Origin of the sequence: Agarivorans sp. Z349TD_8 (assembly GCF_050870825.2) — a bacterium.
Lineage (GTDB): Bacteria > Pseudomonadota > Gammaproteobacteria > Enterobacterales > Celerinatantimonadaceae > Agarivorans.
The window spans coordinates 3238682-3253107 of sequence record NZ_CP194037.2; the positions used below are offsets into that span (position 1 = coordinate 3238682).

Genomic DNA, 14426 nt, shown 5'->3' on the forward strand with positions numbered 1-14426 from the left:
AAACAACCAAAGAGATTTCTAGATAGCAGAGTTAATGATATTTCCTTGATAAAAAACAGTTATTCAGTTCGAGTTTGCGAAAAAACATACAAAACATCAAACTAATTGATCTAAATCAACAAAATAGCCAATCCCCAGATAGCTAAATTTTGTCTAAATATGTAAATTAGACTGTCCTAATGTAGGACTACATTTAACCCTCGGAGTCGGTTTATGGATATTATTGAACTCTCACGATTGCAGTTTGCATTCACCGCGATGTACCACTTCTTATTTGTCCCACTCACCCTGGGTATGACCTTTTTACTTGCCATCATGGAATCTGTTTATGTGATGACAGGTAAACAGATTTACCGAGATATGACTAAGTTTTGGGGCAAACTATTTGGTATTAACTTTGCGCTGGGAGTAACGACTGGTTTAGCCATGGAATTCCAGTTTGGTACCAACTGGTCCTATTACTCACATTATGTGGGCGACATTTTTGGTGCGCCATTGGCAATTGAAGGCTTAATGGCCTTTTTCCTTGAATCAACTTTGGTTGGTTTATTCTTTTTTGGTTGGGATCGGCTGACTAAAGTTCAACACTTAGCGGTAACTTGGCTGGTTGCATTGGGCTCTAACTTATCGGCATTATGGATCTTAATCGCCAATGGTTGGATGCAAAACCCTGTCGGAGCAGAGTTTAACTACACCACCATGCGCATGGAAATGACCAGCTTTGCTGAAGTGGTATTTAATCCAGTCGCTCAAGTAAAATTCGTCCATACGGTATCTGCGGGTTATGTGACTGGCGCAATGTTTGTATTGGCCATTTCAGCTTGGTACATGCTTAAAGGCCGCGACTTAGCCTTTGCTCGCCGCAGTTTTGCCATTGCAGCGGCCTTTGGTCTTGCCTCTTCAGTGTCGGTGATTATCCTTGGCGATGAATCAGGTTATGAATTAGGCGATGTGCAACAAGTGAAGCTCGCCGCCGTTGAGGCCGAGTGGGAAACTCATCCAGCCCCCGCTGCATTTACTCTGTTTGGCCTGCCAAATAGTGAAACACAAACCACAGACTACGCAATAAAAATTCCCTATGCATTGGGCCTTATTGCGACACGCTCGGTTGATGAGCAGGTATTAGGTCTCAAAGACTTGAAAGAAATCCACCGCGAACGGATTGTCAACGGTAAAGAAGCCTATCGCTTATTACAATTACTAAGAGCCGGAGATACCACAGAACAAACCAAAGCCGCCTTTGAAGTAGTCAAACAGGATCTGGGGTACGGACTATTGTTAACGGCCTATACAGACAATCCAGCCAACGCAACCGATCAACAGGTACAATTAGCCGTAGACAACAGTATTCCCCAAATTGCGCCAATGTTTTGGTCCTTCCGCATCATGGTCGCCGCAGGCTTTTTGATGTTGTTAGTCTTTGCACTCGCCTTTTGGTTTAGTGCGAAACGGATTCAACACAAACCGAAATGGTTCTTAAAGATGGCTTTATTTAGTTTACCTTTGCCGTGGATTGCCTGTGAAGCTGGTTGGTTTGTCGCTGAATATGGTCGTCAACCTTGGGCCGTTGGTGAGGTACTACCAACGCATTTAGCCGCCTCATTACTTACACCGGCGGAAATTTGGATCAGTCTAGGTCTAATTACCACTTTATATAGCATATTCATTGTCATTGAAGTTTGGCTAATGCAACATTTTGCACGGAAAGGCCCCTCATCATTGCATACCGGTAAATACGCCTTAGAAACGGATCAACTTGGAGAGCTATAACATGGATTATGAATTTTTAAGATTTATCTGGTGGCTGTTAATCGGCGTACTACTGATTGGTTTTTCTGTTACCGATGGCTTTGATATGGGCGTCGGTGCCCTATTAAAAGTGGTTGGTAAAAACGATGAAGAAAGACGCGTCATGATTAACAGCGTTGCTCCCCATTGGGATGGCAACCAGGTCTGGCTGGTTACGGCTGGAGGAGCACTATTCGCCGCTTGGCCACCAGTTTATGCGACAGCATTTAGTGGTTTTTATTTGGCGATGATCTTGACTCTGGCCGCGCTATTTTTACGACCTATTGGATTCGATTATCGCTCCAAATTAGACAATACAAAATGGCGTAGTAATTGGGACTGGGCTCTCACCGTTGGTTCAGCTGTTCCGCCCATTATCTTCGGGGTCGCTTTTGGTAATTTATTACAAGGGGTTCCATTTCATTTTGACGAACTTCTACGGATCCATTACACAGGCTCATTCTTTGCGTTACTGAATCCCTTCGCCTTACTAGTTGGAGTTCTAAGTTTGCTGATGTTTGTCAGCCAAGGCGCTGCTTATCTGCAAATGAAAACCGAAGGTGTCATTTTGCAACGAAGCCAATCTATCGGCGTTATTGCTGGCTTTGGCGCAACGCTAATATTTGTGCTTGCAGGTCTTTGGTTACATATGGGGATCGATGGGTATACCCTTACCAGTACCATTGATACCAACGCGATTAATAATGTAGTGGCTAAAACTGTAGAGGTTCAGCCCGCAGCATGGCTCAGTAATTTTTCCAAGTACCCTATTTTATGGCTATTTCCAATTTTAGGTGTGGGCGCATTCTTATTCACCGGGCTATTTAGCAAGATGGGCAAAGGTGCCATTGCATTTGTTTGCTCCTCGCTCGGCCAAGCGGGTGTTATTATGACTTGTGGCATCGCGATGTTCCCATTCATTATGCCATCGAGCTCGCGACCCAATCATAGTCTAACCATGTGGGATGCAACGTCTAGCGAACTCACTCTCAAAATTATGTTTGTAGTCGCCTGTATTTTTGTTCCCATCGTATTGGCTTACACCATTTGGTGTTATGTCAAAATGTTTGGTCGCCTCAATGAACAAACTATTCGTGATAACTCTCATTCACTATATTAAGGAGCATTCTATGTGGTATTTTACTTGGATTTTAGGTGTACTACTGGCCTGTTCCTTTGGCATTATCAATGCTATGTGGCTAGAATTTAACGGATATTCGGACGACGAACCTGAACAATAATAATTCATCACGACTTCTTAGAAGTTGGTTGCGGCCAATCCGGCCGCAACTATTAATCGCAACCCTACTCGCGCTACTCAGTATCCCTTTGCTTATTCTGCAAATGTACTTTTTGGCGCTCATTTCTAACTCACTGATCCAACTAAACCAACCAGAGCCATTGCTCTGGTATGGTTTTGGTGGTGCATTTTTGATTCGACTAATACTCTTAAGTAGCAAAGACTTTATAGCCCAAGGTGCCAGCCGAAATTTACGTCAGCAATTGCGCAACCAAATTTGGCAAGGTTTATCACTATTAGGGCCCGCGAAGCTCAAATACGGTAGTGATGGCCAGCTATCCAGTTTATTAACTGAGCATATCGACGCACTCGATGGTTACATCTGTCGTTATTGGCCACAGCAATTTCTAGTATTAGTCGCACCACTAACAATCGCTATCGTAGTAAGTCAACACAGCCTATTGGCTAGTGCGTTATTATTATGTACCGCCCCCTTAGTGCCGCTATTTATGATCCTCGTTGGCAAAGAAGCGAGCAAAGCCAGTACCAAACAACTACAAGTACAAAGTCGAATGAGTGGTCGACTGTATGACTTTTTACTAGGTTTGAATATCTTAAAAAGACTCAATGCCAGTCATGTTGCTGAAGCACACCTTGCTAACGCAGCGGAAGGATATCAACGCAGTACCATGCAAGTCCTAAAACTGGCGTTTTTATCCACTGCCGTATTAGAGTTATTTAGCTCATTGGCAATCGCGTTGGTCGCCCTATATTTAGGCTTAGGTCTGTTAGGAGAACTCCCCTGGCTTAAACAGGTGGTTCCTGTAGATTATGCTTCAGCATTATTTATCCTGCTGCTTGCGCCCGAGTTTTATCAACCGCTTCGGCAACTGGGCAACGATTATCATGCAAAAGCACAAGCACAGTCGGCGAGCTTACTACTAGCACCATTATGGCGAGCCATCAGCGAAGCCGAGAGCCGCCAACAAAGGTCAGATTTAGCGACCCATGATTTACCAGAAAAATTACTGCAAGCGAAGCAGTTTTCACTGACACTCTCTCACATTGTGGTGGGACAAACCCAAACGCCTCGACTAGCACTAGAGCAACTAAACATTCCCGCTCAATCTCGACTCCTTATCACTGGCCCAAGTGGCAGCGGCAAGTCCACTCTATTGCAATTATTCGCTGGTTTTCTTCCTTTTCAAGGTAATTTAACGGTCAATGAAATTGATATATCTGCGAGTCAAATGCCCCGACTAAGACAACACATTGCCTATTTAAACCAGCACGCCGAATTGATGCCCGGCAGCATTGCCGATAACTTGCAACTTGCAAAACGCAACGCCACTGAAACGGAAATGATTCAAGCCCTTACTTCAGTCGGCTTATGGACATGGTTAGCCACCACGCAACAAGGCTTGGACTATCCCATCGGTGAAAGCGGACTCGGGCTATCAGGTGGACAACAACAACGTTTGGCCCTCGCGCGCTTATTACTACAACCTAAAGCCATTTGGCTACTCGATGAACCCTTTGCCGAGCTGGACCAACAAAGTGTTCAACCACTCTGCGAAGTCCTCGCAGAAATAAGCCGAGGAAAAACGCTGCTCATCGCGAGCCATCAATGGCAGCACCTTCATTTTTTAGACGCTTGTATTTATCTGAGCGAAGGTAAAATGACTCATTCTGATGAGTTATCACCGCTGCCAAGCAGTTGCCATATACAAGAGCCGACACCATGAAATCATTAAAATTACGTCACTTATTAGTTTGGCAGTGGCGAGGCTGGAGCCTCAGTGGGCTGCTTGGTTTACTCACCGTTGCAGCCACCGTATTACTATTGGCCTATTCTGGTTGGTTTATTAGCGCCGCCGCGATGGCAGGGGTTGCAGCCATTCAAGCAGGCAGCTTCAATTACATGCGGCCGGGAGCCGTGATCAGGTTTTTAGCCATTACCCGAACGGCGGGGCGCTACGCAGAGCGTTTACAATCACACCATACGGTATTATCGCTGCTGAAAAATTTGCGGGTAAACACCTTTCATCGACTGAGTCATCAAAGCATTGCTGATTCTTTGCGATTTGAGCAGCCCGATAGCGCCGAAACCTTGCAACGTTTAATCAGTGACATTGACTTACTTGACCAATTTCCACTACGAGCTATCGCACCTTGGTTCTGGGCTATTGCCCTTGGCGGATTTTTTAGTTTAGCCATCGCCTACTATCTTCCCAGTGCACTGTTCAGCATCGTTTTGCTCCTGCTGATGCGACTTATACTACTCCCCCTTATGATGTTGCCTCTGGGTATTCATTTAGCCAAGCAAGAAGTCAATTGCAATGGCCAACGTCGACAAGTCACGCTCATTGGTTTGCAATTATTAACCACCCTTTTAACCTTTGGTCGCTGGCAAGACTATGCTCAAACCGTGGCAGACAATGAACAGACAATCAACCGTTTACAGCAACGACTCCAACTCTCTGTTCTCATCGCCGATAGCCTTGCCCAGCTGTTGCTTTTAGTCGGTATAATCTGTTTAGCGATGCCTGGAACATCGATGGTTCTCGAGCAAGCATTGCATCCGGCTATTTTAGTGGCTCTGCTCTTAGCTTGGTTAGGTTTATCTGAGGTCTTTCAAGCTTTATCCTCTCTCCACCTTGCCATCGGTTATAGCGTCGCAGCCAAAAATAGAACCAATCAACTGATCGCAAGCTCACCAAGTGCAAAGACAGAATCGGCAAGCAAAACGGTCGATATTCTTTCTCAAGCGGAGTTGAATTTTAGCATCGCAGATCTATGCTTTGGATTTAAACCACAAGCAATTCTCACTCACCAGCAAAACCAAACCTTTAAGGCTGGCGACGTGGTCTTATTAAGCGGTCCTTCAGGTATTGGCAAGAGTTGTTTATTGCAAACCCTTGCTGGCGATATACCGAAAATAGCAGGTTCGATTGCTCTAAACCAACAACTACAGCACCAGTTTAACGATAACACTTGGCATCAATATGTTGGCTACTTGCCGCAATGTCCATTTATCTTCCAGCTAACCATCGCTGCCGACTTAAGACTCGCAAAACCCAAAGCAAGTGATACGGAGTTATCCGAAATATTATCATTAGTCGGCTTACAAGAATGGTTAGCCAAACAAAGTCACGGCCTACAAACCATTTTAGGTGAGTACGGTGTCGGCTTATCTGGCGGCGAGCTACGTCGCTTCACCTTAGCTCGCCTATTGTTAGCCAAAACCCCAGTTTTACTACTCGATGAACCCTTTTCAGGTTTAGACCAAGCCTCTACAGAGCAACTACTGCAGGGTCTATTGCACTGGCAACGCGATGGTATTTTAATTATCGCGAGCCACCAACAATTAGAACATCCAGCATTTACGAAGCGTTGGCATTTAGGCGTTCAATAATTAAAACCAATCGTTGACGGTATAAGATCCGAGTCGAGCATCAAACAAACAAGCCGAGAGCAGTGAATCCTCTCGGCTTGTTTAATCGTTCGGTTCTTGGTGCACAGGCAACCAATAATCACTCTTCAGCAAATAGAAAAGTCCACGTAGGCTTTTTACAAGCTCAAATTTAAGCATCATTTAGCCAATATCATCGATATTGCGATCACCGTCGACTAGCTGATTAATTTTCACTGTAGTGCCAATTTTGGCCAACGATGACAATCCCTTCACCTTCAAAACCTTAATAATAGGGACAAAATCTCGAGCTTATAATGAGTTGCCGCTAACGTCTTGTGCAACTAATGCCCCGCATCAACTTCAGACCCGTTACCAGAGCATGCATGGCACCATTCAGGGCAAATGATAAGCATAGATAGATTCATCTTGAGGACAAGTAGCAATTGTATCGGTCATTCGCTCATCACATTAAACAAGCATACATTCGATATTCTAGGCCGCCCTTACCCTAATAAAGCGAGATAATAAAGCAAAGATGATTGCTGTTAATTATAATGACATTATAATGTAATTGTAATGCACCTTTCTAAATTGGAGCGATAAATGATTGCGATTAGCGAAGCGCTAAGAGCGGGATTACTTAAGCCTAAGAACTGGGTAAGTAATATTATTGCAGGCGTCATTGTTGGTGTTGTTGCTCTTCCCCTCGCGATGGCCTTCGCCATCGCCTCCGGCGCCAAACCAGAGCAAGGCTTATATACCGCAATTGTCGCAGGCTTTTTGGTCTCAATTTTTGGCGGTAGCCGGGTACAAATTGCCGGCCCGACCGGCGCCTTCATTGTGGTACTTTCAAGTATCACCGCCCAGCATGGTATTGAAGGATTACAAATAGCCACATTCATGGCTGGACTGATCTTAATGCTTTTGGGAATCACCAAGCTGGGAAGTGTCATCAAATTTATTCCTGCGCCAGTTATCGTTGGTTTCACGGCAGGAATTGGGGTCATCATTTGGGTCGGCCAATGGAAGGATTTTTTTGGTTTACCTGAGGTTACTGGTCAGCATTTCCATAACAAGCTATATCATCTGATTAATGTTCTTCCACAATTTCATCTTAGCACTAGCATGCTAGCCATATTTGCCCTATTGCTGGTAATTTATAGTCCGAAAGTACCGCTATTAAAACGAGTTCCTGGCCCCTTAATTGCGCTCGTCCTCACCACCCTTATTCAAGTATTCTTTCAATTTGACGGCGTACGCACAATTGGCTCAGCTTTTGGCGAAATACCACAAGGCTTACCCGAGCTAAGCATTCCTTCACTAAGCTGGACGAAAGTAATAGAACTGATTGGCCCAGCCTTTACCATCGCCATGTTAGGCGCGATTGAATCCTTACTCTCAGCGGTGGTTGCCGATGGGATGGCGGGTACTCGTCATGACTCCAATCAAGAATTAATTGGTCAAGGACTGGCAAATATAGCAGCGCCATTATTTGGCGGTTTCGCGGCAACCGGGGCGATTGCTCGTACCGCAACCAACATTCGTAATGGTGGTAACAGTCCCTTAGCTGGTATTGTCCACTCAATCACTTTATTAGTCATATTGTTAGTGCTTGCCCCCCTAGCAAAACACATTCCTTTAGCGGCCCTTGCGGCCATTTTATTTGTTGTCGCTTGGAATATGAGTGAAGCGAAACACTTCATTAAAATGGTTCGCCGCGCACCACGAGCCGACGTGCTAATCCTATTAATTACCTTTGCTCTTACGGTATTTGCCGATCTCGTTGTAGCAGTCAATATTGGCGTAATATTAGCAACTTTACATTTTTTACGACGTATGGCGAGCAGTGTTGAAGTGAAGCAATCTTCGGCACAAGAACTCGCCTTAGAGTTTGCAGAGAAAGGCTTAGGAGAATTACCAGAGAATATATTGGTATTTGCGGTTGAAGGTCCTTTCTTCTTCGGAGCCGTTGAAAATTTTGAACGAGCGCTGGCCTATACTCACAGCGATCCTGAACACCTTATCATTCGTTTAAAATGGGTCCCATTTATCGATATTACTGGGCTGCAAGCCTTAGAAGAAGTCATCAGCGGCTTACAGCGTCGTGGCGTGAATGTATTGCTATCTGGAGCCAATCAACGGGTCTCGGCCAAATTGAAGAAAGCAGGAATTATCGAGCTAGTTGGCCACGACCATATGTTCCTGTTATTTGATGAAGCGGTTCGAGTTTTACTAAACAATAACTCAAAACAGCAGCGCTAACGTTTCACTTGTGGGTTATGGGTGGCACTGTCAGCATAACTCACATTATGTTGCTCAAGATATTCTCGGATCAATTGCCTAACGACTTGTGACGGCGTTAAGTCTTGAGAAGCACATAGCTTCTCAAATGCCTGCTTTTTACGCGGGTCCATCAGCACTGTAAAACGCGCGGTCTTGTTTTCCACTGGGGTGTACCTCACTAACATTATAATTTGATTATAACGTCAGTGTAATTAAGATCAGATTTTAATACTAGGGTCTGTTAATCTTTGCTTATTATTTTTGCAGTCGCTTGTTGTTATAGTTAGGCAGGACAAACTCAATAAAGTGTCATCGCCACCATGGATCATACGGGAAGGCAGCATCACTAAACAAGCAGCACCAACCGAAGGGCTCGGTTACAATTTATCGCTGAAACAGCAATTACCATCACCGTTCAAACCACTCTGCGGTGACGTCCCAGCATCTTAGGTCGATATTGAAGCTGTCGACTAACACGTTTAGCAAATAAACGAACGAATACAAAACCGAGCCCTAGACTCAGCAAGGCCATCAACACTACGCCCCATTCATTCGATGATTGCTGCGCAAACAAAAACTTCCCAAGACCCGCGCCAACAATTAAACACAACAAAGGCACTAAATAAATCAGTAAAGCACTTGTGAGCATGTTTTTAGCATTTAGGCCTAAGTCTATCTGTTCACCAACTTGCACCTCTTCGGTAAGTTTCACACTGAGCCGATGAACTCGATGAGGAAACGCCTTGGCGATAGAACTATTACCACAATGCTCAGCACTCCCACAGCTGCCACAAGCGCTTTTACTCACGCATTCAACGACTGCATATTCCTGCTCTAGCACAACAACCTTGGCCGTTTCGATAATTAAATTGGAATTATTGGGCAGGGTCACTTGGCAGCTCCAGATAAGGACCCAATTTCACAAAATCAGCAATTTTAGAGGCTGTTTCTGGAGGGATCTCTCCGACAACAGTAATTTCAACTCCCTGCCTGACAACCGTATGTAAACTGGTGGCCCCTTGGCGAACCAATTGTTCACGTAAGGGATTGGTTTTACCTATAGCATTTGCATAAACAGAGATATCAAATAAACCATCACTTAACTTGAGATAATCCACTGGCTCAGCTAACAATAATAATGAATGTCGTTCTTTTTGCGCAACTTTCATACCTTCCGGCTGCCAGCCTAAACGCCAATTAATTTTCTGCTTCGACTCATCAACGGGGAGCTTACCAACCACTGCTTTTGGTAAATCCAAACTAGCAAGTTCATGCATCCAGGCTGTGGGTTGTTCAAATTCGGCTAAATTCACAGCCATTTGCTGTTCAACAAGCTCGCCATCATGGTCAACGATATCTAATCGCAAGGGTAATTGCGTCGCGTAATCAATCCAAAAATACAGACCATAAAGATCGGAAGACTTAGGAACGATCCGCATCACTTGGGCAGGACGTCCAGCAACCCTACTCTTGCCCGCGATCACTAAATCATAATTCGTGGTTAAACCATCAATATCAATAGCCGCCAAATTACCAAACATGCCCGGTAAACGAGTAGAAGCTAAACTATAAGGTGTTTGTCCTGGTTCAAAAAAAGCCACAACACCTTGACGATAAACCCCTTCATTGGCAGGACCATTGAGATATACACGATGCGCAACTTCAACCCCATCGACAACACCATGAATTAACCGTACTGGTTCAATATGACCTTGACGTACCGTGATAAAAGACAACTCGTAGTTACGTTGATGAAAGGCTTGTTGATATTCTTGTAATAAATTAATCGCGGGGCTAGCTTGGCTGACCTCACTAGGAGCGCTAGGGGGACTATCAGTGCTCTCTGCCGAAACAGAAAAAGATGCCAGTAATATAATTACTGGCATCAAAAGTTGTTTAAAACGCATAAGTTATATAACTACTCTACTATTCTCTGTTGAAAACGATGATCCTGTAAATAAGCACTAATACGTTTACGTTGTTCAATCATTTCGGCTTCACTTAACTCGCGTGGCTGTGGGCTAGATTGCAAACTAACCGGAGCAACCGAACCACCGACAGGCACAGTATTAAATACCGGTAAAGGTTGCTCTGTATCACTTGCTACTTGTAAAGAATACTGTTGAACACCAACAATAGCAGCCACCGCGACTGATGCCGCAATTGCATACTGTCCCGTATACTTGAAAAACCGCACCAACTTACCAGAAGATTCTTTTTCAGAAGAATGAGAAGGCCGAGGTGCGACAATGGCGGGCTCATCTTCTAAGGCCAACGCGATATTATCAGCAATATTCAAATTAATCTTCTTGGGGGTTTCCCCACGAAGCACATCGCCAATCAAATGGTAATTACTCCATTGCTGAGCACGCTCTGGCTCGTTGGCTAACAGCTCTAACAGTGATGCGTCGGTCGACTCGTTATCAACCAATGCGGATAACTGTTCTTGATTTGCCATATTAGTCACTCATCCCCAAAATTACCTGCTTAAAAGCGGTTGGATCCGCTTCTCTATTGCATCCCTTGCTCGGAATATCCGCGAACGGACAGTACCAACAGGACAATCCATCACACTTGCAATCTCTTCATAACTAAGACCATCTATCTCTCGAAGCGTAATTGCCGTACGTAAATCATCGGGTAGTCCTTCCATTGTAGCAAAAACTACCTCTTTTATTTCTTCAGATAGCAACAAGGTTTCTGGTGTATCAGCTTCTTTCAATGCTTCTGCACCATCGTAAAACTCGGCTTCATCTGCGTCTACATCATTTGCTGGAGGCCTTCTCCCCTGAGCAACAATGTAATTTTTCGCGGTATTCACGGCGATTCGATACAACCATGTATAAAATGCGCTCTCACCACGAAAATTAGGTAACGCTCGGTAAGCCTTAATAAATGCTTCCTGCGTTACATCGGCTACATCACCATGATTCACAATATAACGTGATACCAGGTTAGCCACCTTATGTTGGTATTTTTGCACCAACAAATTAAATGCCGCCTTATCTCCGCGCTGAGTTCTTTCGACCAACGCTTGATCTGTCCACTGTTCTGACATCAGTAACTACCGACCTCCTAATGCTTGGGTGTCGGTAACTTCTCTGGCGGCACATCTCTTCAGACTACTTGTTTTCAAAAAAGTTCTCTTTTCATCAAATAAATTTTTGCGCCTCTGTGAGACAGTGCAAACTTGAGTAAGTTTCAGTTAAACTACGATATACTCAAATTTCCCTTTAACTTCATATAAGAGCGCATCTAATGGAATACACTAGCGATGTTCTAATAATAGGCAGTGGCGCTGCAGGCTTAACAATGGCGTTAAACTTGGCAGATTATGCCAAAGTCCACGTCCTGAGCAAAGGACCACTAAAAGAAGGCTCCACATATTATGCCCAAGGCGGCATCGCTGCCGTGTTCGATAAGAATGACAGCGTAGAAGAACATGTCAATGATACTCTTATCGCCGGTGATGGCTTATGTGAAGAAGCCACCGTTCGATTCACCGCAGAAAACAGTAAACGCTGTATCGACTGGCTCATCAACCTTGGGGTTCCCTTCGATCAAGAGACCACCAAAGATGGCGAGGCCCAGTATCATCTCACTCGTGAAGGCGGGCATAGTCGACGTCGCATTTTGCACGCTGCCGATGCGACAGGCAAGGCCGTTCAACAAACCTTGGTCAGAGCGGTATTAAGCCACCCTAATATCACGATTCTAGAGCGATTTAATGCGGTCGACTTAATTGTGAAAGAAGGTGACCCGAAAAAAACTGTTGTCGGTGCCTATGTATGGAATCGAAATACCGAACGAGTTGATGTAGTCAAAGCAAAATTTGTGGCGATGGCGACTGGCGGTGCAAGCAAGGTTTATCAGTACACCAGTAACCCTGATGTCAGTAGTGGCGATGGGGTTGCCATGGCTTGGCGCGCCGGCTGTCGAGTTGCGAACATGGAATTTAATCAATTTCATCCCACCTGTTTATACCACCCAGAAGCTCGAAACTTCTTGCTCACTGAGGCACTCCGAGGAGAGGGCGCGTTATTAAAACGTCCCGATGGGACTCGTTTCATGCCTGACTTTGATGCCAGAGAAGAATTAGCCCCTCGTGATGTCGTGGCCCGCGCCATCGATTTCGAAATGAAGCGCCTCGGTGCAGACTGTGTCTACTTAGACATCAGCCATCGCGATGATGAGTTTATCGAATTACACTTTCCCACTATTTTACAACGTTGCTTAGATCTCGGGATCGATATCCGTAAACAAGCAATACCGGTTGTACCAGCAGCCCATTATACTTGTGGTGGTGTAGTCACCAACTTGAATGGCGAAACGGATATTGCAAACTTATATGGCATTGGCGAAGTGGCATACACTGGTTTACATGGCGCCAACCGAATGGCCAGCAACTCTCTATTGGAATGCGTGGTGTTTGCTCATTCCGCTAGCCAGCATATAAAAGCACATCTAAACGAAGTGAGTATATGCAACCAAATTAAGCCTTGGGACGACAGCCAAGTGAGTAATTCAGATGAAGAAGTCATCATTACCCACAATTGGCACGAACTACGGTTATTTATGTGGGATTATGTTGGCATTGTGCGTACCAACAAGCGCTTACAACGTGCCATGCATCGAATCCATTTACTACAGCAAGAAATCTATGAATATTACTCAAACTTTAAAGTGGGGAATAATCTCTTAGAATTACGTAACTTGGTGCAAGTCGCCGAGTTAATCGTGGGCTGTGCCATGCGCCGTCATGAAAGTCGCGGTCTACATTACAATTTGGATTACCCAGATAAACTGGACATCGTGAAGCCGACTATCCTCGATCCAAACACCTTTTATCAAGAACCAGATAACGTAGACTAAATCGATGGATTTAAACAAGGCTTAGCTTAGCTAAGCCTTCATACTATTCACCACCGTTGCAACGATATTCCGCCCTTATGGTTGTTCAGACTCGATGGGAAAGTTAATTACAAAGCACATCCTACGATAAATATCATGCTCAATACTATCTGCAAAAATCACATTTAATTTTAAACGGTCTTGGCGAATACCAATAATAATGCAACAAGTAAAAGCCACGCGAGAGTTCGCTAACCATTGGTAAACCTCAGTTTTCCCACCTTGTTGGTAAGCAATCTGTTCCGCAGAAAAATAACCCTTAGGGCGATACCGCCACCAATGCCAATAGCACAGCACTATCGAAAAAAGACTCAGAGGGAGTAAAGGAAGTAAACGAGGGAAACAAAATAACAACAAGACTTGCGCCGCAGCCATCAGGCAGATCAGCGCAAAATAAGTCGACGAACGAGTCGCCCTAAATTCACACTTTGACGCGCTTGAGAATAACATTAACCATCGCAGCTAGTTGCGGATCATCACAGACCTTATGACCCATAAACCAAGCAAATAGATCAGGATCATCACAGGCGAGTAAGCGTTTAAAGGTTTGTTTTTGCGCCTCACTCAAATCATCATAAGCTTCATCTACAAACGGCATAAACAATACATCAAGTTCCAACATCCCCCGACGACAAGCCCATTTTAAACGTGATTTATTTTCCTGCATGTTGTTCCTTGTATACATCAGTGACACTGGTAAACTCGGTATTAGCCACAGTTAATAACCAGTTAAAAAATGCTGCAAAAGTATTGACGACAATACCATTTCAGCAACAAAATTACACGCTA

At 44.5% G+C, this 14426-nt stretch carries 15 protein-coding genes; 7 read left to right on the plus strand and 8 right to left on the minus strand.

Annotation, left to right across the window (positions count from 1 at the left end; translation table 11 throughout):
* Positions 1-213 precede the first annotated feature (213 nt).
* Genes ACRRS1_RS14545 through ACRRS1_RS14565 form a run of 5 tightly spaced genes read left to right on the plus strand, consistent with a single transcriptional unit; the run spans position 214 to position 6443 of the window.
* Positions 214-1770 (plus strand): cytochrome ubiquinol oxidase subunit I, encoded by a 1557-nt coding sequence (locus ACRRS1_RS14545; RefSeq protein WP_432452468.1) that lies wholly within the window; start codon positions 214-216, stop codon positions 1768-1770.
* A 1-nt stretch (position 1771) separates the two neighbouring features.
* On the plus strand, positions 1772-2908 hold the full coding sequence (gene cydB, locus ACRRS1_RS14550; RefSeq protein WP_432452467.1) for a cytochrome d ubiquinol oxidase subunit II: 1137 nt from the start codon (positions 1772-1774) through the stop codon (positions 2906-2908).
* Between the two features lie 10 nt (positions 2909-2918).
* Entirely contained in the window at positions 2919-3029 is a 111-nt protein-coding gene (cydX, locus tag ACRRS1_RS14555; RefSeq protein WP_432452466.1) for a cytochrome bd-I oxidase subunit CydX, read from the plus strand.
* A gap of 28 nt (positions 3030-3057) precedes the next feature.
* Positions 3058-4773 (plus strand): thiol reductant ABC exporter subunit CydD, encoded by a 1716-nt coding sequence (gene cydD, locus ACRRS1_RS14560; RefSeq protein WP_432463569.1) that lies wholly within the window; start codon positions 3058-3060, stop codon positions 4771-4773.
* Positions 4770-6443 carry an amino acid ABC transporter ATP-binding/permease protein gene (locus ACRRS1_RS14565; protein WP_432467511.1) on the plus strand — a complete coding sequence of 558 codons (1674 nt, stop codon included), beginning with the start codon at positions 4770-4772 and terminating at the stop codon, positions 6441-6443. Before cydD ends, ACRRS1_RS14565 begins: the two co-directional genes overlap by 4 nt.
* A gap of 180 nt (positions 6444-6623) precedes the next feature.
* On the opposite strand, the gene ACRRS1_RS14570 is transcribed toward ACRRS1_RS14565, so the two are convergent.
* On the minus strand, positions 6624-6716 hold the full coding sequence (locus ACRRS1_RS14570) for a hypothetical protein (RefSeq protein ID WP_439035997.1): 93 nt from the start codon (positions 6714-6716) through the stop codon (positions 6624-6626).
* Between the two features lie 330 nt (positions 6717-7046).
* Here ACRRS1_RS14570 and ACRRS1_RS14575 point away from each other — a divergent pair, with 330 nt between their 5' ends.
* A complete protein-coding gene (locus ACRRS1_RS14575) occupies positions 7047-8705 on the plus strand; it encodes a SulP family inorganic anion transporter (protein ID WP_432467510.1) in 1659 nt (552 codons plus the stop codon).
* Here ACRRS1_RS14575 and ACRRS1_RS14580 read toward each other — a convergent pair.
* From ACRRS1_RS14580 to rpoE, 5 genes are all read right to left on the minus strand, one after another.
* On the minus strand, positions 8702-8890 hold the full coding sequence (locus tag ACRRS1_RS14580; protein ID WP_432452462.1) for a CopG family transcriptional regulator: 189 nt from the start codon (positions 8888-8890) through the stop codon (positions 8702-8704). The two genes, ACRRS1_RS14575 and ACRRS1_RS14580, sit on opposite strands and share 4 nt — an antisense overlap.
* Positions 8891-9141: 251 nt before the next feature.
* Positions 9142-9618 carry a SoxR reducing system RseC family protein gene (locus tag ACRRS1_RS14585; RefSeq protein WP_432467509.1) on the minus strand — a complete coding sequence of 159 codons (477 nt, stop codon included), beginning with the start codon at positions 9616-9618 and terminating at the stop codon, positions 9142-9144.
* On the minus strand, positions 9602-10612 hold the full coding sequence (locus ACRRS1_RS14590) for a MucB/RseB C-terminal domain-containing protein (protein WP_432467508.1): 1011 nt from the start codon (positions 10610-10612) through the stop codon (positions 9602-9604). The genes ACRRS1_RS14585 and ACRRS1_RS14590 overlap by 17 nt, the downstream gene beginning before the upstream one ends.
* A gap of 32 nt (positions 10613-10644) precedes the next feature.
* A complete protein-coding gene (locus ACRRS1_RS14595) occupies positions 10645-11184 on the minus strand; it encodes a sigma-E factor negative regulatory protein (RefSeq protein WP_432452459.1) in 540 nt (179 codons plus the stop codon).
* Positions 11185-11205: 21 nt separating this feature from the next.
* On the minus strand, positions 11206-11784 hold the full coding sequence (gene rpoE, locus ACRRS1_RS14600; RefSeq protein ID WP_432452458.1) for an RNA polymerase sigma factor RpoE: 579 nt from the start codon (positions 11782-11784) through the stop codon (positions 11206-11208).
* A 200-nt stretch (positions 11785-11984) separates the two neighbouring features.
* Here rpoE and nadB point away from each other — a divergent pair, with 200 nt between their 5' ends.
* Positions 11985-13598 carry an L-aspartate oxidase gene (gene nadB, locus ACRRS1_RS14605; protein ID WP_432459727.1) on the plus strand — a complete coding sequence of 538 codons (1614 nt, stop codon included), beginning with the start codon at positions 11985-11987 and terminating at the stop codon, positions 13596-13598.
* A 75-nt stretch (positions 13599-13673) separates the two neighbouring features.
* On the opposite strand, the gene ACRRS1_RS14610 is transcribed toward nadB, so the two are convergent.
* Together ACRRS1_RS14610 and ACRRS1_RS14615 are read right to left on the minus strand one after the other, a co-directional pair.
* The gene (locus tag ACRRS1_RS14610) at positions 13674-14087 is read right to left on the minus strand and encodes a hypothetical protein (protein WP_432459728.1); all 414 of its coding nucleotides are present in this window, start codon (positions 14085-14087) and stop codon (positions 13674-13676) included.
* Positions 14059-14304 (minus strand): succinate dehydrogenase assembly factor 2, encoded by a 246-nt coding sequence (locus ACRRS1_RS14615; protein WP_432459729.1) that lies wholly within the window; start codon positions 14302-14304, stop codon positions 14059-14061. The genes ACRRS1_RS14610 and ACRRS1_RS14615 overlap by 29 nt, the downstream gene beginning before the upstream one ends.
* Positions 14305-14426 lie beyond the last annotated feature (122 nt).

Bases quoted from the DNA above. Each gene is read 5' to 3' on its own strand.
- ACRRS1_RS14545 (WP_432452468.1), top strand. From the start codon at position 214: ATGGATATTATTGAACTCTCACGATTGCAGTTTGCATTCACCGCGATG.
- cydB (WP_432452467.1), top strand. From the start codon at position 1,772: ATGGATTATGAATTTTTAAGATTTATCTGGTGGCTGTTAATCGGCGTA.
- ACRRS1_RS14610 (WP_432459728.1), bottom strand. From the start codon at position 14,087: ATGTTATTCTCAAGCGCGTCAAAGTGTGAATTTAGGGCGACTCGTTCG.
- rpoE (WP_432452458.1), bottom strand. From the start codon at position 11,784: ATGTCAGAACAGTGGACAGATCAAGCGTTGGTCGAAAGAACTCAGCGC.
- ACRRS1_RS14590 (WP_432467508.1), bottom strand. From the start codon at position 10,612: ATGCCAGTAATTATATTACTGGCATCTTTTTCTGTTTCGGCAGAGAGC.
- ACRRS1_RS14575 (WP_432467510.1), top strand. From the start codon at position 7,047: ATGATTGCGATTAGCGAAGCGCTAAGAGCGGGATTACTTAAGCCTAAG.
- ACRRS1_RS14595 (WP_432452459.1), bottom strand. From the start codon at position 11,184: ATGGCAAATCAAGAACAGTTATCCGCATTGGTTGATAACGAGTCGACC.
- nadB (WP_432459727.1), top strand. From the start codon at position 11,985: ATGGAATACACTAGCGATGTTCTAATAATAGGCAGTGGCGCTGCAGGC.
- ACRRS1_RS14565 (WP_432467511.1), top strand. From the start codon at position 4,770: ATGAAATCATTAAAATTACGTCACTTATTAGTTTGGCAGTGGCGAGGC.
- ACRRS1_RS14615 (WP_432459729.1), bottom strand. From the start codon at position 14,304: ATGCAGGAAAATAAATCACGTTTAAAATGGGCTTGTCGTCGGGGGATG.
- cydX (WP_432452466.1), top strand. From the start codon at position 2,919: ATGTGGTATTTTACTTGGATTTTAGGTGTACTACTGGCCTGTTCCTTT.